The organism is Streptomyces sp. NPDC014623, from assembly GCF_043088245.1.
GTDB lineage: Bacteria > Actinomycetota > Actinomycetes > Streptomycetales > Streptomycetaceae > Streptomyces.
This window is the reverse complement of record NZ_JBIBZU010000001.1, coordinates 224,087-249,165: the sequence shown is the minus strand read 5'-3', so window position 1 is coordinate 249,165 and position 25,079 is coordinate 224,087. Positions and strand designations below refer to the sequence as shown.

Genomic DNA, 25,079 nt, shown 5'->3' with positions numbered 1-25,079 from the left:
AGGAGCGACCATGACCCCGCCCCCCACCGTGCTCGCCGTGATCCCCGCCCGCGGTGGATCCAAGGGCGTGCCCGCGAAGAACCTCGCGCGCGTCGGCGGCGTACCGCTCGTCGCCCGCGCCGTCCGTGCCTGCCTCGCCTCGCCCGAGGTCACGGACGTCGTCGTCACCACCGACGACCCGGCCATCGCCGCCGCGGCCAGGACCGCGGCGGAGGCACTGGGGGAGGACGACCGGCTGCTCTGCGTGCAGCGTCCCGCCGCCATCGCCGGTGACACGGCGACCAGCGAGGACGCGGTCCTGCACGCGCTGCACTCCTACGAGGCGACGGCGCACGGCCGGAAGGCCGACGTCGTGCTCCTGGTCCAGTGCACGAGCCCCTTCATCACCCGGGACGACATAGACGGCGTCGCCGCCGCGGTCGCCCGCGGTGGCGCGGACACCGCCGTCACCGTGGCCCCCTTCCACGGCTTCGTGTGGCGCGACGGCAGCGCCGTCGAGGACGGCACCTACGGCGTCAACCACGACAAGGCCGTACGCCCCCGCCGCCAGGACCGGCCCCAGGACCACCTGGAGACCGGCGCCGCGTACGCCATGGACGTCGAGGGCTTCCGCATCCACCGGCACCGCTTCTTCGGCCACACGGCGCTCGTACCGACCGATCCCGCCCGGGTCCTGGAGATCGACGACCCGCACGACCTGGCCCGCGCCCGCGCCCTCGCGCCGCTCCTGGACCCGTCCCCGCTGCCCACCCGGGCGGAGGTCGACGCCGTCGTCCTCGACTTCGACGGCACACAGACCGACGACCGCGTCCTCATCGACTCCGACGGCCGCGAGACCGTCGCCGTGCACCGCGGCGACGGCCTCGGCATCGCCGCCCTGCGCCGGGCCGGCGTACCGGTCCTGATCCTCTCCACGGAGCAGAACCCGGTCGTCGCCGCCCGCGCCCGCAAGCTCCAGGTCCCCGTCCTGCACGGCATCGACCGCAAGGACCTGGCACTCAAGCAGTGGTGCGAGGAGCAGTCCATCGCTCCCGACCGCGTGCTCTACGTCGGCAACGACGTCAACGACCTGGCCTGCTTCGGCCTGGCGGGCTGGCCCGTCGCCGTCGCGAGCGCCCACGACCCGGTACGCGCCGCCGCGCGGGCCGTGACCACCAGCCCCGGCGGCTCCGGCGCCATCCGCGAGATCGCGGCCTGGCTGCTGGGCCCCACCCTCACTCTCTCCACCGAAACCCCCGGTACCCCCACCGAGTAAGGAAGCACCACCATGAGCAACACCTCCCGCCTGCGCACCTTCGGCACCCGCACCGCCGGCCCGGGCCACCCCGTCTACGTCACCGGCGAGATCGGCATCAACCACAACGGCGACCTCGACAACGCCCTCGCGCTGATCGACGTGGCCGCGGACGCCGGCTGCGACGCGGTCAAGTTCCAGAAGCGCACCCCGGAGATCTGCACCCCGCGCGACCAGTGGGACATCGAGCGCGACACCCCCTGGGGCCGGATGACGTACATCGACTACCGCCACCGTGTCGAGTTCGGCGAGGCCGAGTACACCGCCATCGCCGAGCACTGCGCCGAGCGCGGCATCGACTGGTTCGCCTCCCCGTGGGACACCGAGGCCGTCGCCTTCCTGGAGAAGTTCGACGTCCCCGCGCACAAGGTCGCCTCCGCCTCGCTCACGGACGACGAACTGCTCCGCGCGCTGCGCGCCACCGGCCGCACCGTCATCCTCTCCACCGGCATGTCGACGCCGAAGCAGATCCGCCACGCGGTCGAGGTCCTCGGCAGCGACAACATCCTGCTCTGCCACGCCACTTCGACGTACCCGGCGAAGGCCGAGGAACTCAACCTGCGGGTCATCAACACCCTGCAGCAGGAGTACCCGAACGTCCCGATCGGCTACAGCGGCCACGAGACCGGCCTGCAGACGACCCTCGCCGCCGTCGCGCTGGGGGCCGCGTTCGTCGAGCGCCACATCACCCTGGACCGCGCCATGTGGGGCTCCGACCAGGCCGCCTCCGTCGAACCGCAGGGCCTCACGCGTCTGGTCCGCGACATCCGCACCATCGAGGCGTCGCTCGGCGACGGGGTCAAGAAGGTGTACGAGTCGGAGCTCGGCCCGATGAAGAAGCTCCGCCGGGTCGCGGGCGTCGTCGCCGAGAGCGAGAACGCACCGGCCGCCGAGCCGGTCGCGGTCTGACGGGCCGACCGGTGAACCTCGCCTTCGTCGAGAGCCCGGTCCAGCTCCTGAACGTCCTGGAGTGGACCCACACCCGGGGAGGACCCGCCACCACGGTCGTCGTCCTCCCCCCGGTCGACCCGATGTCGCGCGGACAGCTGCGCAGGATGGCGGAGCTGGCTCGCGACGAGGGCGTCACCGTTCGCTGGCAGGAGGCGCGCGGGGAGACCGGCGCGCCCCTGAAGGCCCTGCGCGCGCTGACGGGCCTGATCCGCAAGGCCGACAGGATCGTCATCGGGGACCCGTTCTCCCGGTACGTGCAACTGCTCCTCAGCCTGGTCCGTACCCGCCGGGTCACGGTCGTCGACGACGGCACCGCCACGATGGAGTTCGTCGCCCAGCTGGCCCGCGGAGAACGCCTGGTGCGCTGGCACCGCCGGGGCAGCGGGGGTCCGCGCGAGCTGCTGCTGGCCCCGGTCACCTCCGCGGCCCGCCGCAGCTTCATCCCGTCGGCGTCCCGCACGGTCGAGGTGTTCACCGCGATGCCGGTGGAGGCCCCCGCGGGCATCGAGGTCACGGCGAACACCTTCGCCTGGACCCGGGAGCGCTTCGGCCCGCCCCTCATCACCAAGGGCGCCGACCTGGTGGGCACCTCCCTGGTGGAGACGGGCGTGGTCGACCCCGTCCCGTACGAGGAGGCGGTCGCCTCGCTGGCCCGTGTCCACGGCGCGACCCGCTACTTCGCCCACCGCCGTGAATCCACCGACAAGCTCCACGCCCTGGAGTCCGCCACCGGCCTGGAGATCGTCCGCCCCGACCTCCCGCTGGAACTCGTCGCCCGCAGAGGCCCCATCGGCCACACGGTCCTCAGCTTCCCGTCCACGGTGGTCCACACCCTCCCGCTGGCCCTGGCGGGCACGGGCGTGAAGGTCGCGGTGTGCGACATAGCGCCGGAGTGGCTCCGCGACACGGCGTCCCCGCGTGCCGAGGGCTTCCTGAGCGGGGTCACGGAGACGGCCAGGGACGTGCAGCGGCTGGCACCGTGGCGGGCCACGGCGGTCGCGAAGGGCTGAGGCGGCGGGCGCCGGCGGCCCTCACACGGCGACGGAGGACCCGTATGCCGGCGCTCGGCCCACCGGCAGCCGTCTGCTCGCGTCGGCGACGCGCAGCACATCGGCGCACGCCCCACCGGACGCGGAGCACACCCTGTCCAGCGGTCAGTTGCTCAGGCTTCTGCGGGAGGGGGACGCGGGCGGCCCGAAGCGGCTGACACCGGGCGACGTCTACCGGCTGCTCGACCAGCGGCTCCAGGCCACCGCCGCCCGCCCGTGCGGCGGTGGCGCCGCACGCATGAGCGAACTGACCGTCGCCGTCAACCGACGGTACGAGCCGCTGCCGGGCCCCGGACAGCAGGTATCTGGTGGTCGGTGAGGCGGGCGGAGAGATAAGGGTGTGACCCGGCCGGCCCTGAGCGCCGGGAACAGCGGGCGGCATCCACGTCATGCCCCGGACCGGCACCGGTCCGTTCAGCGCCGACGGGAAACTGGTCATCGCGGTGACGGACTCGGACGACTCCACACGCACGGCGAAGGCGTGGGAGGTCAGCGGCCTGAAGAAGCCGAAGGTCCGGTACACCCTGCCGAGCGGGTGGGAGGCGAAGTTCTTCCTGACCCGGCGCGAGACGCCGGTCTCCCTGGCCCGGCCCTCCCGACGGCCGCCCCCGAGCCCGCGGCTCCCGCACCACCCGCCGAACGGGGCGGTGCGACGTACGCCGGCCCCTCCGGGAACCGCCCAGGACGCCTTGACCGGAGGGGCGGCACCGTGGAGACGGTGGAGGGTGCACGCTCTGCGCGCCCCGGGAGAGGAACGAGGCGGAGGTACGGCTCACACCGGCGCGGCGAATGGGGGAGCATACCCACCACGGTCGGCCGCCACACGCCGCCACGCCACTTTTTGTTCCCCTGAGCGGCTGAACTTTTCTTGATCTGTGGCTAGTTGCGGGTCTCAGGGGCCTACCCTTGACTGGGTGAACCAGTTGAAGTCCCGTGCGCCCCACGCCGAGGCCGTCCTGCCCGGCGCCCTGCCCGACGACCTGCGTGACGAGCTCATCGCCTTCCGCCGCGATCTGCACATGCACCCCGAGCTCGGGAACCAGGAGTTCCGCACCACCGCCGCCATCAAGGCCCGGCTCGAGAAGGCGGGGCTGGAGCCGCAGGTGCTGCCCGGTGGCACGGGCCTCGTCTGCGACGTGGGGGAGTGGGACGGCATGACCCCGATGCTGGCGCTGCGGGGTGACATCGACGCACTTCCCATCCCGGACACCAAGGCGGGGGTCCCCTACCGCTCCACCGTGCCCGACCGGGCGCACGCCTGCGGGCACGACGTCCACACGGCCTGTGTCCTCGGGGCCGGACTCGTGCTGAGCGAGCTGGACCGGCAGGGGCTGCTGCCCCGCCCGGTGCGGCTGCTGTTCCAGCCCGCCGAAGAGGTGCTGCCCGGCGGCGCCGCCGACGCGGTCGCGGCCGGGGTGCTGGAAGGGGTGGGGCGGATCATCGGTGTGCACTGCGACCCCAAGGTCGACGCGGGCAGGATCGGGCTCCGGATCGGGCCCATCACCTCGGCCTGCGACCGCGTGGAGATCTCCCTCGACGGCCCCGGCGGCCACACCGCCCGGCCGCACCTCACCACCGACCTGGTCACCGCGGCCGCCCGGGTGGCCACCGACGTCCCCGCGCTGCTCGCCCGGCGGGTCGACGCGCGGGCCGGCCTCGCGGTCACCTGGGGGCGTCTGCACACGGGCCACGCGCCCAACGTCATCCCGCAGCACGCCGAGCTGTCCGGGACGGTCCGCTGCCTCGACCTGGAGAGCTGGCGGCAGGCACCGGACCTGGTGCACGCGGCGATCGACGAGGTGGCCGGAATGCACCGGGCCAAGACGGTGATTGACTACATCCGCGGGGTGCCGCCCGTGGTGAACGAGGCCGAGACGATCGGTCTCCTCGACGCCGCGATGACCATCCGCCGCGGATCGTATGCGATCGAGGACACCGAACAGAGTCTCGGCGGGGAGGACTTCTCCTGGTACCTGGAGAAGATCCCGGGAGCCATGGCGCGGCTCGGCGTGCGGACACCGGGCGACACCCGTGGCCTGGACCTGCACCGGGGCAACTTCGACGTGGACGAGGAGGCGATCACCGTCGGGGTGGAGCTGTTCACCGCCGCCGCGTTGCTGGACGCCTGACCTCGGAGGACCTGGGGCCGGGCCGTGCTGATCACACGTGTCCGGCCGGGCGGAGCGGCCCCGGGCCCCCGCGTCCCCGGCAGGTCCGAGGCCGTCGCGCACACCCGGCACGGCGGGTGGCGACGCCTGCGGCGAGGAGGGGGAGGAGACGGACGGGCGTGAGCGACGGTGCCGCGGGAACGAGGGCCCGGTGGGAGAGGAAGCCCGCCCCGGGAGCCTCGCGTTCCGTACCGGTAACCGCCCGTGACCAGACAGGACACCTCCTGTTCGCGACGATCCGATAACGGCTTCCGTAGGGGCCCTTATCTGACATCTACGCGCGTTACGATCGCGGCGAAACCAGCGCCGGAAGAGGCGCTTCGGTCAGGTTTGAAGGAGCCTTCCCTTGCGCCGCGTATCCAAGATCGCTGCTGCGTGTACCGTTTCCGCGGCTCTCGCCTTCACTGCCACCGCGTGCGGTGAATCGTCCACCGAGAGCACCGGTTCCGACTCCGGCAAGATGAAGATCGGCATGGCCTACGACGTCGGCGGCCGTGGCGACAACTCGTTCAACGACTCCGCCGCCCGCGGCCTGGACAAGGCCAAGGCCGAGTTCGACGCCGAGGCCAAGGAGCTCACCGCCAAGAGCGGTGAGACCCCCGCCGACCGCGAGCAGCGCCTCGCGTCGCTCGCCGAGGGTGGCTACAACCCGGTGATCGGTGTCGGTTTCGCCTACCAGGACGCGCTCGCCAAGGTCGCCAAGTCGCACCCCGACACCACGTTCGGCCTGATCGACTCGGTTTCCGACGCCAAGAACGTGTCGTCCATCGTCTTCACCGAGGAGCAGGGGTCCTACCTCGCAGGTGTCGCGGCGGCGCTGAAGTCCAAGGACGGCCAGGTCGGCTTCATCGGCGGAGTCGACCTCCCGCTGATCAAGAAGTTCGCGGCCGGCTTCCAGCAGGGCGTCCTGGAGACGAACCCGAAGGCCAAGGTCCAGATCCAGTACCTGTCCACCGGTTCGGACCTGTCCGGCTTCGGCAGCCCGGACAAGGGCGAGGCCGCTGCCAAGGGCATGCTGGACAAGGGCGCCGACGTGATCTTCGCGGCGGCAGGCGGTTCCGGTGCCGGTGCGATCGAGGCGGTGGCCGGCAAGAAGGGTGCCTGGTCCATCGGTGTCGACTCCGACCAGGCCAAGGACCCCGCCCTGTCGAAGTACGCCGGCACGATCATGACGTCGGTCGTGAAGAACGTCGACAGCGGCGTCTACGACCTGGTCAAGTCCGTCAAGGACGGCAAGCCGATGACCGGTACGCAGACCTACTCGCTGGCCGAGGACGGTGTCAGCCTGACCACCACGGGCGACCACCTCAAGGACATCCAGGCCAAGCTCGACGAGGCGAAGAAGAAGATCGTCGACGGCACGGTCAAGGTCAAGACCACGATCTGACCCACGCACTGAACTCGGGGTCCGCAGGCGCGGTTTCCGCCGCGCCCGCGGACCCTGATTCACGTACACCTCCGGACCGGGACCCCCGGCGTGTGCCGGTATCGTGCCCATGGCCCGTCACTTGTCGCGGGGTGACCGACGATTCGGTGGCGCTACGCGCGTAGTGTCCGCCGGGCGCGGTATTTTCCCCACCGGTCCCCGCGCCGTGTCCGTACATCGCCCGCCCTCCGCTCCTGCCAAGGAGAGTGCGCCATCAAAGCGTCCAGCAGTCCTCATGCCGTAGAGCTCCGCGGCATCACCAAACGGTTCCCCGGCGTCGTGGCCAACCACGACATCGACATCACGGTGAGCCGCGGCACCGTCCATGCCCTCGTCGGTGAGAACGGCGCCGGCAAGTCCACTCTGATGAAGATCCTTTACGGGATGCAGAAGCCGGACGAGGGCACCATCTCGGTGGATGGTGAACAGGTCTCGTTCAGCAGCCCGGGTGACGCCATCAGCCGCGGTATCGGCATGGTGCACCAGCACTTCATGCTCGCCGACTACCTCACGGTCCTCGAGAACGTCGTTCTCGGTTCCGAGAAGCTGCACGGCATCGGGGACAAGGCACGGGCGAAGATCAGGGAGATCTCCGACGCGTACGGTCTCGGTATCCGGCCCGACGCCGTCGTGGAGGACCTCGGGGTCGCCGACCGTCAGCGGGTGGAGATCCTCAAGGTCCTCTACCGCGGCGCCCGCACCCTGATCCTCGACGAGCCGACGGCGGTCCTCGTGCCGCAGGAGGTCGACGCACTCTTCGACAACCTGCGTGAGCTGAAGGCGGAGGGCCTCACCGTCATCTTCATCTCCCACAAACTGGGCGAGGTGCTGTCGGTCGCGGACGAGATCACCGTGATCCGGCGCGGTACCACGGTGGGCACCGCGGACCCCGCGCACACGACCAGCAAGCAGCTCGCCGAGCTGATGGTGGGCAGCGAACTCCCCTCGCCGGAAACCCGCGAGTCGACGGTCACCGACATCCCCATGCTGGCCGTGGAAGACCTGCGGCTGACGGCCACCGACCCCGACGGCGTGGTGCGAGCCGTGCTCGACGGCATCACCTTCACGATCCACAAGGGCGAAGTCCTGGGCATCGCGGGTGTGGAAGGAAACGGCCAGTCCGAACTCGTCGACGCCATCATGGGCATGCGGACCCCGGACACCGGGGCGCTCACGCTCGACGGGGCGGACATCTCCCGCGCGGCCACCCGGAAGCGCCGCGAGGACGGCATGGGCGTCATTCCCGAGGACCGGCACCGGCACGGTCTCCTCCTGGACGCGCCGCTCTGGGAGAACCGCATGCTGGGCCACGTCACCGAGAAGCCCAACAGCAAGGGCGCCTTCCTCGACCTCAAGGCGGCGCGCACCGACACCGAGCGGATCGTGCGCGAGTACGACGTCCGCACCCCCGGCATCGAGGTCACCGCGGCCTCGCTCTCGGGCGGCAACCAGCAGAAGCTGATCGTCGGCCGTGAGATGAGCCACCACCCCAAGCTGCTGATCGCCGCGCATCCCACCCGGGGCGTGGACGTCGGCGCGCAGGCCCAGATCTGGGACCAGATCCGCGAAGCACGCCATGAGGGCCTCGCGGTCCTGCTGATCTCCGCCGACCTCGACGAGCTCATCGGGCTCTCCGACACGCTGCGCGTCATGTACCGCGGCAAGCTCGTGGCCGACGCCGACCCGGCGACCGTCACGCCCGAGGAGCTCGGCTCGGCCATGACCGGTGCTGCTGCCGGCCACCTGGAAGCACAGGGCGGCACGGGCAGCGCCGGCACCGGGGCGGACAGCTCCGACACCGACCCCCGGGACGGGGGAGAGGACCGATGAAGAAGTTCGACAAGGAGCGGCTGCTCCTGGGGCTCGCCGCCCCGCTGCTCGCGATCGTGGTCGCGTTCCTGGTCACCGCTCTGGTGCTCGCCGTCACCGGCAAGGAACCGTTCAGCGCCTTCGGCATCATGTTCGACTACGGTCTGAAGTCGGACAGCCAGGTCTACATCCTCAACAAGGGGACGACCTACTACCTCGCAGGTCTCGCGGTCGCCGTCGGCTTCCGCATGAACCTCTTCAACATCGGCGTCGACGGCCAGTACCGCCTGGCCGCCTTCTTCGCCGCCGCACTCGGCGGGGCGCTGACGCTGCCGGGCGCCCTGCAGATCCCGCTGATCATCCTCACCGCGATGATCGTCGGAGCGATGTGGGCCGGTATCGCCGGTCTCCTGAAGGTCACCCGCGGAGTCAGTGAGGTCGTCTCGACGATCATGCTGAACTCCATCGCGACGGCGATCATCGGTTACCTCCTCCAGCAGGGCCGGCTGGGCCACCTCGACGAGGCGGGCACGAAGGTGTCCACCAACCCGATCCCGGAGTCCTCGCACTTCTTCGAGTTCCCGACCACGCCGACGCCCGTCTGGGGCTTCATCGTGATCGCGGTCGCCGCCGGCTTCGCGTACTGGTTCACCCTCGGCCGCACCCGGTTCGGCTTCGATCTCCGTACGGTCGGGCAGTCCGGTTCGGCCGCGGAGGCCAGCGGTGTCGACGTCAAGAAGATGGTCGTCACCTCCATGCTGATCTCCGGCGGTATGGCCGGTCTGATCGGTATGCCGACGCTGCTCAACGACAGCTACGAATACAGCGGGGACTTCCCGGTCGGCATCGGCTTCACCGGGATCGCCATCGCGCTCCTGGGCCGTAACCACCCGGTCGGCATCGCCCTCGGCGCGCTGCTCTGGGCCTTCTTGGAGCGCGGCACGGGCAAGCTCGAATTCGAGGGTTACGACAAGGAGATCGTCGGCGTCATCCAGGGCGTCATCGTCCTGTGCGTCGTCATCGCCTACGAAGTCGTCCGCCGCTTCGGCCTCAAGCGCCAGCAGAGCAGGGTCGGCGCGGAACTCGCCGCCAAGGCCGCACGTAACTCCGACCAGCAGGAGGTGTCGGCGTGAGCGCCACGGCGACTTCCACCCCGCCGCCCGCGGCCCCCAAGGTCTCCGGCGGCAAGGGCGGCCGCACCCGTTTCACTTTCCCCGTCATCCTGCTGATCGTCGCGGGCGCCCTGCTCGCGCTGTCAGCCGTGCGGGCCGTCACCGGGGCCCAGGACGTCACCTCGGCCGGCCAGATCAGCGCTGCCCTCGCGATGGCCGTGCCGATCGGTCTCGCCGGTCTCGGCGGGCTGTGGGCCGAGCGGGCCGGCGTGGTCAACATCGGCCTCGAGGGCATGATGATCCTCGGCACCTTCTTCGGTGCCTGGGCGGGCTGGCAGACCGACCCCTGGCTCGGTGTCCTGGCCGGTGTCGTGGGCGGCATGCTCGGCGGCCTGCTGCACGCGTTCGCGACCGTCACGTTCGGCGTGGACCACATCATCTCCGGTATCGCCATCAACATCCTGGCCCTCGGCTTCACGACGTACCTGGCCAAGCTCTGGTTCAACACGGGGGAAGCGGCGGAGAAGGGCGGCAGCCCGAAGCAGTCACCGCCGGCCGACAGCATCACCACGGTCACGGTGCCCGGTCTCTCCGACTGGCTGCACTCGGTCGAGCAGCACCACTGGTTCTTCGTCTCCGACCTCGCGGGCGTCCTCGGCGGACTCGTCACCCGTGTCTCGCTGCTGACCCTGGTGGCCGTGCTGCTGTTCGCGGGCACGTTCTTCGTCCTGTGGAAGACCTCGTTCGGCCTGCGGCTGCGCTCCTGCGGAGAGAACCCCGTAGCCGCCGAGTCCCTCGGCGTGAACGTCTACCGCTACAAGTACATCGCCGTGATCGTCTCCGGAGGTCTGGCCGGTCTCGGCGGCGCCTTCCTCTCCCTGGTCACCTCGCACATCTACAACGAGGGCCAGACCGGCGGCCGCGGCTACATCGGTCTCGCCGCGATGATCTTCGGTAACTGGCGGCCCGGCGGACTCGCCATGGGCGCCGGGCTGTTCGGCTTCGCCGACGCGCTCCAGCTGCGCAACGGCGGTGAGTCCGTCCACGCGCTGCTCCTGCTGTTCGTGGTGATGCTGGCTGTCCTCGCGGCCTGGAAGCTGTACCGCAAGCGCTGGGTGCCCGGTGTCATCAGCGCGGTCGTCGCCGCCGCGGTGCTGGTCTGGTACCTCACCACCGACACCGTGCCCACCGAGTTCGTCAGCGCCACCCCGTACGTCGTCACCCTGCTCGTGCTCTCGCTCTCCGCGCAGCGCCTGCGCATGCCGAAGGCGGACGGCTTGCGCTACCGGAAGGGGCAGGGCAAGTGACGCCCCCGCGGCCCGTCGACTGGGACGTGCTGCGCGAGGCCGCCCGGGACGCGATGTCCCGGGCGTACGCCCCGTATTCGGGTTACCCGGTCGGTGTGGCGGCCCTCGTCGACGACGGCCGCATGATCACCGGGTGCAACGTCGAGAACGCCTCGTACGGCATCAGCCTGTGCGCCGAGTGCGGACTGGTCTCGCAGCTGGCCGCGACGGGCGGCGGCCGGCTGACCCACTTCACCTGCGTGGACGGCACGGGCGCGGTGCTCGTGCCGTGCGGGCGGTGCAGGCAGCTGCTGTACGAGTTCGGGGGGCCCGCGCTCGTCCTGGAGACGCCGGAAGGCCTCCGTACGCTCGACGAGATGCTCCCGCAGGCCTTCGGGCCGCAGCACCTGGGGTAGCCCCCCGCCGCCGTGCTTCCCGGGCGGGCCCGGCGGCCCGCCCGGACGGCGGGGCGGAACGTTCACCCTCTATGCGCGTAGAGTCAACGGGACTCTCGCCCATCCATCCGGCCGGAAGGACTCCCCTCGCATGGACGCCATCTCCGTCATCCGCACCAAGCGGGACCGCGGTGAACTCAGCTCCGAGCAGATCGACTGGGTCATCGACGCGTACACCCGCGGCGAGGTCGCCGACGAGCAGATGTCCGCACTGGCCATGGCGATCCTGCTGAACGGCATGAACCGCACCGAGATCGCCCGCTGGACCGCCGCGATGATCGCCTCCGGCGAGCGGATGGACTTCGGCACGCTCTCCCGCCCCACCACCGACAAGCACTCCACCGGCGGCGTCGGCGACAAGATCACCCTGCCGCTCGCCCCGCTGGTCGCCGCCTGCGGCGCCGCCGTGCCGCAGCTCAGCGGCCGGGGACTCGGCCACACCGGCGGCACCCTCGACAAGCTGGAGTCGATCCCCGGCTGGCGCGCCCGCCTCTCCAACGCGGAGATGCTGGACGTCCTGGACACCACCGGCGCCGTGATCTGCGCGGCCGGTGACGGGCTCGCCCCCGCCGACAGGAAGCTGTACGCGCTGCGCGACGTCACCGGCACCGTCGAGGCGGTCCCGCTGATCGCCAGCTCGATCATGTCCAAGAAGATCGCCGAGGGGACCGGGGCGCTCGTCCTGGACGTCAAGGTCGGCTCGGGCGCCTTCATGAAGACGATCGAGGACGCCCGCGAACTGGCCTCCACCATGGTCGCGCTGGGCACCGACAGCGGCGTACGGACCGTGGCGCTGCTCACCGACATGGCGACCCCGCTCGGCCTGACCGCCGGCAACGCCCTGGAGGTGCGCGAGTCCGTCGAGGTCCTCGCCGGCGGAGGCCCGAAGGACGTGATCGACCTGACCCTTGCCCTCGCGCGCGAGATGCTCGACGCCGCCGGACTCAAGGACGCCGACCCGGAGAAGGCCCTGGCCGACGGCTCCGCCATGGACGTCTGGCGCCGCATGATCTCCGCCCAGGGCGGTGACCCGGACGCCGCGCTCCCCGTCGCCCGCGAGCAGCACGTGATCAGCGCCCCGTCCTCGGGTGTCCTGACCCGCCTCGACGCCTACGACGTCGGCGTCGCCGCCTGGCGCCTCGGCGCGGGCCGCGCACGCAAGGAGGACCCGGTGCAGGCGGGCGCGGGCATCGAGCTGCACGCCAGGCCGGGGGACACGGTGACCGAGGGGCAGCCGCTGCTGACCCTGCACACGGACACCCCCGAGAAGTTCGAGTACGCGCTGAAGGCACTGCCCGGCTCGTACGACATCGCCCCGGCCGGCACGCCCTTCACCGCCACGCCGGTGGTGCGGGAACGTATCGCCTGACCTGCGGCTTTCCCTTTCGGGTGAACGGGACCGGTGGACCACCACCGGTCCCGTTCGGCATGCTGGGATCGGTGACGCACCGATAAGAGGAGACCGCCGTGAGCGCACTCACCGTCGATCCCGGGCCGGGCCGCGGTCAGGACTGGGACGACCTCGTCCGGATCTGGGAGGAGACGGACGCACCCGAGGGCTGCAAGGTGGAGATCATCGAGGGGATCGTCACCGTGTCGCCACCGCCGTCCAAGGACCACAACACCACTGCTGAGCTGCTCCAGCGCAGGCTGTACTCCGTCATCCCGGAGGACTGGGGTATCTACCAGACGCTCGGCGTCTCCGTACCCGGACGGGCCGGGCTGTACATCCCCGATCTCGTCGTCCTGCCGCGGGCGGTGGCGTCCGGGCCGGGCAATCGCGTACCGGCGGAGGACGTCCGGCTCGTCGTGGAGATCACCTCACCGGCCAACGCCAACCATGACCGCATCGGCAAGGCGCACGGGTACGCGAAGGCAGGCGTCGAACTGTTCCTGCTGCTCGACCCCTGGCACACCGGCCGTCCGACCGCGACCCTCCACGGGGAGCCGAGCGACGGCACCTACCGGGTCCTGGAAGCGGTCGAGTACGGCGAGACGCTGACGCTGCCGAAGCCGTTCGCCCTGGATCTGGACACCGGGATCTTCCCCGTGAGCTGAGGCGCGAGCCCCCGGCCGATGAGTTCCGGGCATCCCGCCGGTCTCCCTGGTGTGGATGCCATGACTCCGAACGCCCTCGTCCTCACCGGCCGTGTCACCCGCGCCGACGCACCGGGCCTCTGTGCCGAGCTGGAGGCGCTGCTGAGCGGCTTCCCGGAGGCCGCCGTGGTGGACGTCGACGTGGGCGGTGTGGTGCGCCCGGATCTCGCCCTGGTCGAGACGGTCGCCCGGTTGGGGCTCGTCGCACGCAGGGCCGGGGGCGTCGAGCTGCGGCTGCGCAACGTCCCGGCCGAACTCGGGGCGCTGCTCGACCTGGTGGGGCTGACCGATGTGGTGCGTACCATCCGGCCGGCCCCGGAGTGAGCGACGCTCAGCGGGCCCGGGCGCTGTCGCGCGCCGTGAGGTAGACGCAGTCGACCTGCAGATGTCCGGCCCCCACGCCTGGCACCTTGGTGAGCAGCGGCGGATCGGCGACCGCCGAGGGCGACGGTGCAGCACTCGGCGTCGGGCACGAGCCGCCCTCCGGCTGCGGCCCCGGTTCGGGGCCGGCGGCCGGAGGGCCGGACGCGGGAGCCGGGCCCGTCGTGGCGGCCGGTTCGCCCAGCCACAGCGTCGCCGCCCATCCCCCGACCGCCAGCAGGACCCAGCCGATCACCACGGGACGTCTTACCGTCACGTGTCGGCCTCCAGGTGATCCGGAAGCCCGAACAGCGGGAACCAGCGCGGGGTGTCCAGGAAGCAGTGCATCCCGGTGATGGCCCCTTCCGAGATGTCGATGACCTGCACCGCCCAGGGCACGAAGCCCGGTCCGTCCGGATTCGGCTTGTAGTGAGCGAAGGCCGGAGTCCCGTTGGCCTCCGTCGCCACCAGCCGGGAACCCGCACAGCTCGCGCCGATGCTGAGCATGAAGCCCGTGATGTCGTCGTGTCCCCGCAGCCAGAGATCGAACGGCGGCATGGTCATCACGGCGTCCTCGTGGAGCAGCGCCGTCAGCGCCGCCATGTCGTAACCCTCGAACGCCGCCACATAGCGGTCCAGCAGTTTGCGCTGCTCGTCGTCCAGCGGATTCGCGGTGTCCGGAGCCTTGCCCCCCCTCTCCGCGATGGTCGCGCGGGCCCGCTGCAGGGCGCTGTTGACCGAGGCGACCGAGGTGTCGAGCAGTTCGGCGACCTCGCTCGCCCGCCACGCCAGGACCTCGCGCAGGATCAGCACCGCACGCTGTCTGGGCGGCAGGTGCTGGAGCGCGGCGACGAACGCGAGGCGCACCGACTCACGTGCCACGGCGGCCTCCGCCGGGTCGGCCACCGAGGGCAGGACGCGTCCGTCCGGCATCGGCTCCAGCCAGGTGTTCTCCGGGCGGGGGTTCAGCGCGGCCTGGGCCAGCGGTGTCGGACCGGTCAGGTCCACCGGCCTGGCCCGCTTGTTGCCCGCGTTCAGCATGTCCAGGCAGACGTTCGTCGCGATGCGGTACAACCAGGAGCGCAACGAGGAACGGCCTTCGAACTTGTCGAAGTTGCGCCAGGCGCGCACCAGTGTGTCCTGGACGGCGTCCTCCGCCTCGAAGGCCGAGCCGAGCATCCGGTAGCAGTAACCGGTCAGCTCGACCCGGTGTCCCTCCAGACGGCTGTCGATGTCCGCCGTCGCTGTCAGATCACTCATCGCTCCACCCCTGTTGCGCTGTGACACCGCTCACTCAGCACTGTGGAAGCTACCGCAGGGCACTGACAACAGGGGCGGGAAGCGTGGAAACCCCAGCTCAGGTGCCGGGCTTGCGTCCGTGGACGAAGACGTCGTCGCCGTTCTTCAACAGGTTCCAGTATGACTTCGCGTCCGCCGGGCGCATGTTGACGCAGCCTCCCGAGCCCGGGTTGTTGTACACGGACTTGGTGACCGAGTGGAAGGCCTGCCCGCCGTCGAAGAACTGGGCGTACGGCATGCGGACGTCGTAGAGCGTCGACCAGTGGTTGATGTTGCGCCAGTAGATCTTCTTGGCACCGGTCCGTGTCTCGTCACCGTTGCGGCCCGTGCGCACCGGTACCGGGCCGAACTTCAGCTTGGCGCCGTCCTGGATCCAGCTCAGCTGCCTGGTCAGGTCCACACACGCGATGCGCCCCTTGTTCGTGGGGCACTTCTTCGCCTTGTTCGGGGTTTTGCCCGCCGCCTTCTGGGCGGTGATCGTCTTCATCGTGCGCCAGGTGACCGGTCCCGCGTACCCGCTGTTCGGGGTGATTCCCTTGGCGGTCTGGAACGAGCGGATCGCCTTGCAGTCGGCCACCGACTGCCGGCCGTCGGCCGTCCGTCCCAGGTACTTCTCCACCTGCTTCTGGTACGGGCCCTTCGACGCCGTGCAGGACGCCGCCTGGGCCGCCGTCCCCGTGCCCAGGACCAGGGCCGGAGCGGCCACCAGTCCGGCGACGGACAGCACGGCCCCGCGCCGCATCCGTAGGTCGCGCGTGTTCCCCATGATTCCCATGTGCGCCTGCTCCCCTTCGCGTTCGCCCGCGGTGTGTGACTCCGCTTGTTGGACGCGCGTCGGGGAGCTGGGGTTGTGCCGGGAAGGTCTCAGTTGTGCACCGGTGCCGGGGATGCGGCGCGGAGCCGCTCGGTCCGGGCCGCCCGGCTGCCGAACAGGGTGATGGACAGGACGCCGAGGACCGCCAGGACGCCCAGCACGACCGTGCCGGCCCAGCCCCCGGCATGGAAGGCGACGGCGCCGAGCGTACCGCCCGCGCTGGAACCCAGGTAGTAGGCGGACTGGTAGAGCGCCGATGCCTGGGCGCGGCCCGTCGTCGCCGTACGGCTCACCGACGACGAGGCGACCGCGTGCCCGGCGAAGAAGCCCGCCGTGATCAGGACGAGGCCGGCCAGGACGGCGGCCAGCTGGTCGGCGAGGGAGAGCAGCAGGCCCGCGGCCGTCGTGGAGACGGCGAGGTAGAGCGCACCCCGGCGGCCCGTCCGGGCGACCAGCCGGCCTGCTGCGGCGGAGGAGAGCGTGCCGACGAGGTAGACCAGGAAGATCGAGCCGACGACGCCCTGCGGCAGGCCGAAGGGCTCCTCGGCGAGCCGGTAGCCGATCACCGTGTAGACCGCGCCGAACACCGTCATGAACAGGGCGCCGATCGCGTACAGGCGGCGCAGCAGCGGGTCGGAGAGGTGACCGCCGACGGTCTTCACCAGGGCCTTCGGGTCGAGGGAGGCGGGGCTGAAGTGCCGGGCCTTGGGGATCATGCGGTGGAAAACCACCGCGCAGACCACGGCGAGCAGCCCGATCGTGCCGAGCGCCACCCGCCAGCCCCACAGCTGGGCGGCCCAGCCGGCGAGGATGCGGCCGCTCATGCCGCCGATGCTGTTGCCCGCCACGAACAGTCCGATCGCGGCCACCAGCGCCTTGGGCCGCACCTCCTCGGCGAGGTAGGCCATCGCGGAGGCGGGCACTCCCGCCAGTGCCGCGCCCTGGATCGCACGCAGCGCGATCAGCCAGCCGAGCGACGGGGCGAAGGGGACGAGCAGGCCTGTCACCACGGCGACCGCGAGGGAGGCCGTCATCATCTGCCGTCGCCCGAAACGCTCGGAGAGCGCGCTCAGCGGCAGCACACACAGCGCCAGCGCACCGGTCGCCGCCGAGACCGTCCAGCTCGCCTGGCCGGCCGTCGCGCCGAAGGACGCGGAGACGGCGGGCAGCAGGGCCTGCGTGGAGTAGAGGAGGGCGAAGGTCGCGATGCCCGCCGCGAAGAGCGCGAAGCTCATCCTGCGGTAGCCGGGGCCACCGGGCGTGAGGCGGTCCGGGGCGGGCGGGGAGGCGGCGGCGGGGGATGACGGAACGGCGGCGCCCAGCACGACGGTGGACGCCCCGGTACTGGCAGGAGGCATACAGCGAACGTAGAGCGCGCGGTTTCATGCGTCCAATGCATGAAACCCTCATAATCGTTCCCATGGCGCATCAATACAGCTCACAGCGGCGGCTGTCACCGGGCGGTTACGAAGAAGACATCCGAGCCGTACTCACGCCACGCCTCGCGTACTTCGAGGCGGTGGCCCGCCACGAGCACGTCACCCGCGCCGCACACGAGCTCGGCGTCCCGCAGTCCACGCTGTCACGGGCCATGGTGAGGCTGGAACAGGACCTGGGTGTCGCCCTGTTCGCCCGCCGGGGCCGCACGGTCTCGTTGACCCCCGCCGGCCGCACGTTCCTCGGCTCCGCCGAACGCGCGCTGGCGGAGGTGGAGAAGGCCGCCGACTCGGTACGCGCGGACGCCGACCCCACGGCGGGCAAGGTCGCCTTCGGCTTCCTGCACACCATGGGCTCCGAGACCGTGCCCGCCCTGATCCGCGCCTTCCGCGCCGACCACCCCCGGGTCCGCTTCCAGCTCGTCCAGAACTACGGCGAGGCGATGATCGAACGCCTGCGGGCGGGCGGCCTCGACCTCTGCCTCACCTCGCCCGTCCCCGACGCCCCGGACCTCGTCGCCATGCGCCTGGACGAACAGCGGCTGCGCCTGGTCGTCCCCGACGACCACCGGCTGGCGGGGCGCCGGCGCGTCCGCCTCGCCGAGGCCGCCGACGAAACGTTCGTCACCCTCGAACCCGGTTACGGGCTGCGGCGGATCACGGACGACCTCTGCGCCGAAGCGGGCTTCATCCCCCGGGTCGCGTTCGAGGGCGAGGAGGCGGAGACGCTGCGCGGTCTGGTCGCCGCCGGGCTCGGGGTGGCGCTGCTGCCGCCGCCCGCCGTCGCCCGGCCCGGCGTGGCCGAGCTGACGGTGACGGCGCCGCGCGCGGCCCGCGAGATCGGGGTCGCCTGGCTGGACGGACACCCCGACACACCGCCGGTGGCCGCCTTCAAACGCTTCCTGCTGTCACGCCGGGGGAGCCTCCTGCCGGACTGAGAGCGGTACGCCGCCCTCAGTGCCTCAGCGACCGCCCGAACCCCGCAGCCAGTGGCATCCGCAGCCCCAGCGGCGGGGGAGCGGCGAACGCGTCGACCACGGGGCGCGCGTACGACCGGGCGAAGAGGGAACCCCGTATGAAGTCCGAGGCCAGCGCCATCACTTCGGACCGGTGCTGACGCAGTGCGTGCCCGTCCGAGTGCACCTCGAAGCGGCAGGTGTACCGGTTGGCCTTCTTGGCCCGCTCGGCCAGCCGGTAGGAGAGCTCCGGATCCGTCCGCTCGTCGTTCGTGCCGTGCACGATCAGGATCCGGCGCCCCGCCAGGTGTTTCACCGGTTCGGGCTCCGGCTCCGTGCCCTCCGGAAGCCAGGGCGCCATCGCCAGTACGGAGTTGACGGCGGCGTGCCCGGCGCCACGCAGGGCCGCCCGGCCGCCCATGCCGTGCCCGACGAGGCACACGGGGACGTCGCCGTAGCGGCGTACGACCTCGTCGGCCGCCCAGTGGGCGTCGGCCGCCGGATCCGCGCCGGCGTTCCAGCCGCGGGTCCGGTAGCGCACGACGTGCACCGCGAGCCCGTCCGTCCGGCCGGCGCGGGCCAGGGTCCGGGCGAGCGGCAGCTGCATCGCGTACGAGAGGGCGGAAGGACGGCGTCTGGAGTCGGTCTCGCCGTCCGGGAGCAGCAGGACGACGCCGCTGACCTCGGGTGCTGCTCCGGCCGTGAGGACGGCCCGTCCCAGCCTGGCGGCAGGCAGGGGAAGTGCGCGCTGTGCCATGACAGAACAGTGTCAGAAGGAGAGGTGTATTCCAGCTGGCTTCGCGGTCACTGTTACGCATCGACACCCAGCGCTCTACGCGCGTAGGCGTTAGAGTGCCCGAATGACGAGCCAGACCCTGAACGTCCCCGGTCCCGACCAGATCCGCCGCGCGCCCAAAGTGCTGCTCCACGACCATCTCGACGGCGGCCTGCGCCCCGGCACGATCGTCGAACTGGCGCTCGCGCAGGGGTACGACGCCTTGCCCGAGACCGAGCCCGACAAGCTCGGCATCTGGTTCCGCGAGGCGGCGGACTCCGGTTCGCTGGAGCGCTACCTGGAGACGTTCGCCCACACCTGCGCCGTCATGCAGACCCGTGACGCGCTGTTCCGGGTGGCCGCGGAGTGCGCCGAGGACCTCGCCGAGGACGGTGTCGTCTACGCCGAGGTGCGGTACGCGCCCGAGCAGCACCTCACTGCGGGCCTCTCACTCGAAGAGGTCGTCGAGGCGGTCAACGAGGGTTTCCGTGAGGGGGAGCGCCGGGCCCGCGTGAACGGCCACCGCATCCGCGTCGGCGCCCTCCTCACCGCGATGCGGCACGCCGCCCGCGCACTGGAGATCGCCGAACTCGCCAACCGCTACCGCGATCTGGGCGTCGTGGGCTTCGACATCGCGGGTGCCGAGGCGGGGTACCCGCCCACCCGCCACCTGGACGCCTTCGAGTACCTCAAGCGGGAGAACAACCACTTCACGATCCACGCGGGAGAGGCCTTCGGCCTGCCGTCGATCTGGCAGGCCCTGCAGTGGTGCGGCGCGGACCGGCTCGGTCACGGTGTCCGCATCATCGACGACATCGAGATCGCCGAGGACGGCGGTGTGACGCTGGGGCGCCTCGCCTCCTACGTGCGTGACAAGCGGATCCCCCTGGAGCTCTGCCCGACCTCCAACCTCCAGACGGGGGCCGCGGACTCGTACGCCGAGCACCCCATCGGCCTGCTGCGGAAGCTGCATTTCCGCGCCACCGTGAACACGGACAACCGGCTCATGAGCGGGACGAGCATGAGCAAAGAATTCGAGCGACTGATCGATACGTTCGGATACACACTCGATGACATGCAGTGGTTCACAGTCAATGCGATGAAATCAGCGTTCATTCCTTTCGATGAACGTCTGGCGATGATCAATGACGTGGTGAAGCCTGGGTACGCGGAGCTCAAGTCGGAGTGGCTCTTCCGTCAGACCGCCGTGACCAGTGCTTCCTCGTCCGTCGCGGGCTGATCGCACTAAAATCGGAACGGCCGGGAGCGTGGAATTCAGGCCGTTCTCCGTGTGTTGGCGTGTTTGCGGGAGAAGTGCGTGGCTGACTACGTTGCAAAGCCGCTCGCATTCCTCTCCCCAAGGATGAATTTCACATGAAGCAGTCTGTTGTCAGGGCCCTCGGTGTCGTTGCTGTCGGGGCCGCTTTCGCCGCCGCCGGCGCGGGCAGTGCCTCCGCCGCCCCCGTGCCCGTGGATCCCGCTGCCGCCGCCCTGCCCGCTGCTGTCACGCTCGACTCGATGGCCCGGACGCTGCCCTTCGTGCAGGAGGTGGCGGGCGGTTTCCTCGACCGGCAGGAGCAGCAGCGCGGCAGCGGTGAGGTCTCGACGCCCGCCACCAACCTGCTCGGCGGCCTGCCCGCCGGCGGCCTGACCGGCGGCCTGCCGCTCGGCGGCTGAACCACCGCACACACATGCGGGGCGCGCACCCGGTCCGGGTGTGCGCCCCGCATGTCCTTCCCCGTGGCCCCGACGGTCACCAGGCCGTCGCGGCCGGGCTCTTCTCCGACGGCAGCAGCATCCACAGCGCCAGGTAGAGCAGGAACTGAGGGCCGGGAAGCAGGCACGACGCCAGGAAGACGACGCGCATCGTCCCTGCGGAGGTGCCGAAGCGCCGTGCCAGCGCTGCGCACACCCCACCGATCATGCGTCCCTCGCGGGGGCGGACAAGTGCGGCCATGGTGGGCTCCTTCGCGAAGCGTTTCGGGGAGCAGCTCCGTCGTGCTCCCGGTACCTCCATAGTGGCTCCGTGAAGGGGTGCAAAACATCGCTCTACGGGGCGATACCGACCCCGGTAATCGTCGGGGTCGACCCCTGAGGGGCCTCACCGCGGGACGAGCGGGTCCTGGTGCCGGTCCGGGACAGGTCGCCGGCCCCGGCCCGGTTGCCCCGGCGCAGCCGTGCCCGTGACAACGGGACGACCAGGAGGTGCGCCAGTGCGACGCCCGCGGTGTTCAGGAGCAGCGAGTCGACGTCGACGACCTGGCCGGGGACCCCCGTCTGCGCCAGCTCGATGGCCATCGAGATCAGCGCCCCGGCCGCGACCGTACGGGCCAGTGAGGCCCACGGGGAGACCAGCAGCCTGCCGCCGGCCATCGGCAGCAGTATGCCCAGGGGGGCGAGCAGCAGCAGACCCTCACCGATACGGCGCACCGCCTCGGCCGGGTTCAGGGCCAGGTCCGCCCTGATCCCGGCGAACGGCTGGAAGTTCGCGGCCGTCACCCAGGGCACGTCCAGCGGGCGCAGCGTCAGCCAGCCGACGAACAGGAGATGTGCGAGGAGGAGGAATACCCCCGCCGCGCGGAAGCGGATGACGGCCGGGCCGTCCGGACTGTGACGCACGTGCACCAAGACGCCACGACCGGCAGGATCGGTTCCGCCCCCGTTACGGGAAGCTCTGTGACGAGCAGCACGAGCAGCACGGGAGCCCCGGGCGGGCCCGGGACCTGCCGCGGGCCGGGGCGCGAGCGACGACCGCGAGGGGGCACCCGGGAGGCGGGAGGCGGGAACCTCAGGACAGCTCGACCGCGCCCAGCGTGGGCACCTCACCGGGCCGGCTCTTCGTCTCCGACGTGCACAGGTAACCCCGTGGGGCGTAGTTCCCCGGTCCACCGAGCAGCACCGGCCCTCCGGAACCGAGCGACTCGCTGTCCGCGTACGAACACACCACCTGGGCGAGCGCCTCCTCGGGCAGGTCGTCCGGCTGCTCGCTGAGGCGCAGTGTGCCCTCCGGGTCGCCCTTGTGGGCGTCGGTGACCCGCAGACCCGCCGGGACACCGGTGGAGAATCCGGCGCGCCGCTCGCCGGAGTCCGGCTCCCGCTGCAGCTCGCCGAGGAGCGCCTGCGCGATCAGGAGGGGGCCGGACCGCGACTCGTCGACCTCGACCGTGCGCTCCACCGTCACCAGCTGCGAGGCGCAGACCAGGTGGATCCGCACGGAGACACTTCCCGGCGGCGGCGTGGTCGCCTGCGCCGACGCCGTCCTGCACGGCATCCGGGACGGCGCCGCCCCGGCGTCGACCGGCACCGAGGTGCTGCGGATGCCGCAGCCCGCGGCCAGCGCCGCACAGGCCGCGACGGCGGCCAGCGCCGCAACGGCCCGGCGGGGCCGCCGCCCCGGCAGCCCTCTGTGCGGTGCGCCGTACCGCTCGCCGCGCATCACTTCGCGTCGCCCTTCTCGCCCCGGTCGGGGTCCTCGTCCCCCGGGGCGCCGGTCAGGTTCTCCGCGTCCCGGGGGAGGCGCAGCACGAACACCGCACCCTCGCCGTCGGGCAGATTCGAGGCCGTGATGTCGCCGCCGTGGATGTGCGCGTTCTCCCTCGCGATGGACAGCCCGAGGCCGCTGCCCTCGGAACGCGGACGCGAGGCACTCGCCTTGTAGAAGCGGTCGAACACATGGGGCAGCACCTCCTCGGGGATGCCCGGGCCGTGGTCGCGCACCTCGATGACCAGATCGTCCTCGTCGGTCCGCACGGACACCCGCACGGGCGAACCACCGTGCTTGAGGGCGTTGCCGATCAGATTCGCCAGGATCACGTCGAGCCGGCGCGGGTCCAGCCGCACCATGATGCCGCGCTCCGCGTCCAGGTCGACCGCGTCCAGCCAGGCACGGGCGTCGATGCAGGCGGTCACCTGGTCGGCGACGTCCACCGTGTCCAGGACGAGGCGGACCGTACCGGCATCGAAGCGGGTGACCTCCATGAGGTTCTCCACCAGGTCGTTCAGCCGCCGGGTCTCGCTCACCACCAGGTGCACGGCCGGAGCGATCATCGGGTCCAGACTGTCCGCCTCGTCCTCCAGCACCTCGGCGACCGCCGTGATCGCGGTCAGCGGGGTGCGCAGCTCGTGCGACATGTCGGCGACGAACCTGCGGCTCGACTCCTCCCGCGCGCTCATGTCCGCGACCTTCTTCTCCAGCGAGCTCGCGGCCTTGTTGAACGTATGGGAGAGGTCCGCGAGTTCGTCGGTGCCGGAGACCACCAGACGCGTGTCGAGCTTGCCCTCGCCGAGCTTGCGGGCCGCGTCGCCGAGCCGTTGCACCGGCCGCAGCACGGTCGTCGCCGCGGCCTGGGCGAGGAGCGCCGAGCCGAGGAGGGCCAGCGCGGTGGCGATTCCCAGGGACCAGGCCAGCGAGTTGAGGTCCTCGCGCTCCTGGTCGAGCGACTTCAGCATGTAACCGGTCGGCCCACCGCCGATGATCTTCGTCCCGGCCACCAGGTACGGGGTGTTCCCCAGGGTCGTGCGCTGCCAGAACAGGTGGTGCTCAAAGGTGTTCGCCGACGTCAGCGGCTGCCTCTTGTTCACCTGCTTCTGCAGCGAGACGGGCACGTCCGTCTTGGTGAAGGAGTCGAGGTCCGATGACCCGGCGACGGGTTTGCCGTCCAGGGCGCCGATCAGCAGCACGTGGTACCCGGGGCCGCTGCTCGCCATCTGCTCTGCGGCGTCCCGCAGTTCGTCCCCGGTGGGCTCCAGCGGCAGCGCCGCCGCCCGGTTCTGCATCTGGCGGCGGAAGTCACCGAGCGCCGCGTCCTGCGTACGCGTCAGGACCGCCTCACGGTTGAGCCAGTACGCGATGCCCGACGCGGACACCGCCGCCGTGAGAGCCACCAGCGCGAACACGATCAGCAGCCGCAGCCGCAGGCTGGTCCAGCGAAGGCCCGCGAGCACGGAACGTTTCGTGGAACCGCTCACTGAGGCGAGTCCAGCCGGTATCCCACGCCGCGCACGGTACGGATCAGGGTCGGCGAGGACGGCACGTCCTCCACCTTCGCCCGCAGCCGCTGCACACAGGCGTCCACCAGACGTGAGTCACCGAGATAGTCGTGCTCCCACACCAGACGCAGCAACTGCTGCCGGGACAGGGCCTGTCCCGGCCGGCGGCTCAGTTCGAGCAGGAGACGCAGCTCGGTCGGCGTGAGCTGCAGGTCCTCCCCGTTCTTCGTGACGGTCATCGCCGAACGGTCGATGACGACACTCCCGAAGGTCGCCGAGTCGGTGGCCTCCCTCTCCCCGCGGCGCAGGACCGCGCGGATGCGGGCATCGAGTACCCGGCCCTGTACGGGTTTCACCACATAGTCGTCCGCGCCGGACTCCAGTCCCACCACGACGTCGATGTCGTCGCTGCGCGCGGTCAGCAGAATGATCGGCAACTGGTCGGTGCGCCGGATCCTCCGGCAGACCTCGAAACCGTCGATCCCGGGCAGCATCACATCCAGCACAACCAGGTCAGGCCGCTGCTCCCGGAGCAGCTCCAGGCCGTCCTCTCCCGTCGCCGCAGTGGCCACACGGTGGCCCTGGCGTGACAGGGAGAGTTCGAGGGCTGTGCGGATGGCGTCGTCGTCCTCGATCAGCAACAGGAAAGGCACGGGGGTCATTCTGGCCCATGGCGGTGCCACGTTTCGACAATCCCCCCGACTTGATCCGCGGGACCGGCCTCCGGTGGCCCTGTGACAGCCCTGTGACAGTCGGGGGACAGGGCCATGAAACTGCCCCGGCAAGCTCGTTGGCACACGGAA

26 protein-coding genes are annotated in these 25,079 nt (G+C 71.0%); 16 read left to right on the top strand and 10 right to left on the bottom strand.

Features of this window, described 5'->3' with window-relative positions; all coding sequences use genetic code 11:
• Positions 1–10: 10 nt before the first annotated feature.
• The 13 genes from ACF1FZ_RS01185 (at position 11) to ACF1FZ_RS01125 (ending at position 13,971) form a co-directional block, all read left to right on the top strand.
• Positions 11–1,255, top strand: coding sequence for a cytidylyltransferase domain-containing protein (locus tag ACF1FZ_RS01185; RefSeq protein ID WP_391771296.1), 1,245 nt, complete (start codon positions 11–13; stop codon positions 1,253–1,255).
• A 12-nt stretch (positions 1,256–1,267) separates the two neighbouring features.
• Positions 1,268–2,203, top strand: coding sequence for an N-acetylneuraminate synthase family protein (locus ACF1FZ_RS01180; protein WP_391771295.1), 936 nt, complete (start codon positions 1,268–1,270; stop codon positions 2,201–2,203).
• Positions 2,204–2,214: 11 nt separating this feature from the next.
• Positions 2,215–3,255 (top strand): hypothetical protein, encoded by a 1,041-nt coding sequence (locus ACF1FZ_RS01175; protein ID WP_391771294.1) that lies wholly within the window; start codon positions 2,215–2,217, stop codon positions 3,253–3,255.
• Positions 3,256–3,403: 148 nt separating this feature from the next.
• Positions 3,404–3,613 (top strand): hypothetical protein, encoded by a 210-nt coding sequence (locus tag ACF1FZ_RS01170; protein ID WP_391771293.1) that lies wholly within the window; start codon positions 3,404–3,406, stop codon positions 3,611–3,613.
• A 595-nt stretch (positions 3,614–4,208) separates the two neighbouring features.
• The gene (locus ACF1FZ_RS01165; RefSeq protein ID WP_391771292.1) at positions 4,209–5,423 is read left to right on the top strand and encodes an amidohydrolase; all 1,215 of its coding nucleotides are present in this window, start codon (positions 4,209–4,211) and stop codon (positions 5,421–5,423) included.
• A 385-nt stretch (positions 5,424–5,808) separates the two neighbouring features.
• Positions 5,809–6,849: a BMP family protein gene (locus ACF1FZ_RS01160; protein ID WP_391771291.1), complete on the top strand. Its 1,041-nt coding sequence runs from the start codon at positions 5,809–5,811 to the stop codon at positions 6,847–6,849.
• Between the two features lie 252 nt (positions 6,850–7,101).
• On the top strand, positions 7,102–8,718 hold the full coding sequence (locus ACF1FZ_RS01155; protein WP_391771788.1) for an ABC transporter ATP-binding protein: 1,617 nt from the start codon (positions 7,102–7,104) through the stop codon (positions 8,716–8,718).
• Positions 8,715–9,830 (top strand): ABC transporter permease, encoded by a 1,116-nt coding sequence (locus tag ACF1FZ_RS01150; protein WP_391771290.1) that lies wholly within the window; start codon positions 8,715–8,717, stop codon positions 9,828–9,830. The genes ACF1FZ_RS01155 and ACF1FZ_RS01150 overlap by 4 nt, the downstream gene beginning before the upstream one ends.
• Entirely contained in the window at positions 9,827–11,116 is a 1,290-nt protein-coding gene (locus ACF1FZ_RS01145) for an ABC transporter permease (protein WP_391771289.1), read from the top strand. The genes ACF1FZ_RS01150 and ACF1FZ_RS01145 overlap by 4 nt, the downstream gene beginning before the upstream one ends.
• Positions 11,113–11,511, top strand: coding sequence for a cytidine deaminase (locus tag ACF1FZ_RS01140; protein ID WP_391771288.1), 399 nt, complete (start codon positions 11,113–11,115; stop codon positions 11,509–11,511). Before ACF1FZ_RS01145 ends, ACF1FZ_RS01140 begins: the two co-directional genes overlap by 4 nt.
• Positions 11,512–11,641: 130 nt before the next feature.
• Positions 11,642–12,919 (top strand): thymidine phosphorylase, encoded by a 1,278-nt coding sequence (locus tag ACF1FZ_RS01135; RefSeq protein WP_391771287.1) that lies wholly within the window; start codon positions 11,642–11,644, stop codon positions 12,917–12,919.
• Between the two features lie 98 nt (positions 12,920–13,017).
• Positions 13,018–13,608, top strand: coding sequence for a Uma2 family endonuclease (locus ACF1FZ_RS01130; RefSeq protein ID WP_391771286.1), 591 nt, complete (start codon positions 13,018–13,020; stop codon positions 13,606–13,608).
• Positions 13,609–13,626: 18 nt separating this feature from the next.
• The gene (locus ACF1FZ_RS01125; RefSeq protein WP_391771285.1) at positions 13,627–13,971 is read left to right on the top strand and encodes an STAS domain-containing protein; all 345 of its coding nucleotides are present in this window, start codon (positions 13,627–13,629) and stop codon (positions 13,969–13,971) included.
• Positions 13,972–13,978: 7 nt separating this feature from the next.
• On the opposite strand, the gene ACF1FZ_RS01120 is transcribed toward ACF1FZ_RS01125, so the two are convergent.
• From ACF1FZ_RS01120 to ACF1FZ_RS01105, 4 genes are all read right to left on the bottom strand, one after another.
• Positions 13,979–14,284, bottom strand: a complete 306-nt coding sequence (locus ACF1FZ_RS01120; RefSeq protein WP_391771284.1) for a hypothetical protein — start codon at positions 14,282–14,284, stop codon at positions 13,979–13,981.
• Entirely contained in the window at positions 14,281–15,267 is a 987-nt protein-coding gene (locus ACF1FZ_RS01115; protein ID WP_391771283.1) for a sigma-70 family RNA polymerase sigma factor, read from the bottom strand. Before ACF1FZ_RS01115 ends, ACF1FZ_RS01120 begins: the two co-directional genes overlap by 4 nt.
• Before the next feature lie 97 nt (positions 15,268–15,364).
• Positions 15,365–16,081 (bottom strand): L,D-transpeptidase family protein, encoded by a 717-nt coding sequence (locus ACF1FZ_RS01110; RefSeq protein ID WP_391771282.1) that lies wholly within the window; start codon positions 16,079–16,081, stop codon positions 15,365–15,367.
• Positions 16,082–16,170: 89 nt separating this feature from the next.
• Positions 16,171–17,478, bottom strand: coding sequence for an MFS transporter (locus ACF1FZ_RS01105; protein WP_391771281.1), 1,308 nt, complete (start codon positions 17,476–17,478; stop codon positions 16,171–16,173).
• A gap of 62 nt (positions 17,479–17,540) precedes the next feature.
• Between ACF1FZ_RS01105 and ACF1FZ_RS01100 the strand changes: the two genes are divergently transcribed.
• The gene (locus ACF1FZ_RS01100; protein ID WP_391771280.1) at positions 17,541–18,494 is read left to right on the top strand and encodes a LysR family transcriptional regulator; all 954 of its coding nucleotides are present in this window, start codon (positions 17,541–17,543) and stop codon (positions 18,492–18,494) included.
• A gap of 16 nt (positions 18,495–18,510) precedes the next feature.
• On the opposite strand, the gene ACF1FZ_RS01095 is transcribed toward ACF1FZ_RS01100, so the two are convergent.
• The gene (locus ACF1FZ_RS01095; RefSeq protein ID WP_391771279.1) at positions 18,511–19,269 is read right to left on the bottom strand and encodes an alpha/beta hydrolase; all 759 of its coding nucleotides are present in this window, start codon (positions 19,267–19,269) and stop codon (positions 18,511–18,513) included.
• A gap of 103 nt (positions 19,270–19,372) precedes the next feature.
• Between ACF1FZ_RS01095 and ACF1FZ_RS01090 the strand changes: the two genes are divergently transcribed.
• The gene (locus tag ACF1FZ_RS01090; protein ID WP_391771278.1) at positions 19,373–20,527 is read left to right on the top strand and encodes an adenosine deaminase; all 1,155 of its coding nucleotides are present in this window, start codon (positions 19,373–19,375) and stop codon (positions 20,525–20,527) included.
• Between the two features lie 134 nt (positions 20,528–20,661).
• Positions 20,662–20,964 (top strand): hypothetical protein, encoded by a 303-nt coding sequence (locus ACF1FZ_RS01085; protein ID WP_391771277.1) that lies wholly within the window; start codon positions 20,662–20,664, stop codon positions 20,962–20,964.
• 76 nt (positions 20,965–21,040) lie between these two features.
• Here the strand turns inward: ACF1FZ_RS01085 and ACF1FZ_RS01080 are convergent, their stop codons facing one another.
• From ACF1FZ_RS01080 to afsQ1, 5 genes are all read right to left on the bottom strand, one after another.
• Complete coding sequence (locus tag ACF1FZ_RS01080) at positions 21,041–21,244, bottom strand: PspC domain-containing protein (RefSeq protein WP_391771276.1); 204 nt, start codon at positions 21,242–21,244, stop codon at positions 21,041–21,043.
• A gap of 92 nt (positions 21,245–21,336) precedes the next feature.
• On the bottom strand, positions 21,337–21,912 hold the full coding sequence (locus ACF1FZ_RS01075; protein ID WP_391771787.1) for a VanZ family protein: 576 nt from the start codon (positions 21,910–21,912) through the stop codon (positions 21,337–21,339).
• 163 nt (positions 21,913–22,075) lie between these two features.
• The gene (locus ACF1FZ_RS01070; protein WP_391771275.1) at positions 22,076–22,723 is read right to left on the bottom strand and encodes a hypothetical protein; all 648 of its coding nucleotides are present in this window, start codon (positions 22,721–22,723) and stop codon (positions 22,076–22,078) included.
• Positions 22,723–24,255, bottom strand: coding sequence for an ATP-binding protein (locus tag ACF1FZ_RS01065; RefSeq protein ID WP_391771274.1), 1,533 nt, complete (start codon positions 24,253–24,255; stop codon positions 22,723–22,725). Before ACF1FZ_RS01065 ends, ACF1FZ_RS01070 begins: the two co-directional genes overlap by 1 nt.
• On the bottom strand, positions 24,252–24,929 hold the full coding sequence (gene afsQ1, locus ACF1FZ_RS01060; protein ID WP_391771273.1) for a two-component system response regulator AfsQ1: 678 nt from the start codon (positions 24,927–24,929) through the stop codon (positions 24,252–24,254). The genes ACF1FZ_RS01065 and afsQ1 overlap by 4 nt, the downstream gene beginning before the upstream one ends.
• Positions 24,930–25,079 lie beyond the last annotated feature (150 nt).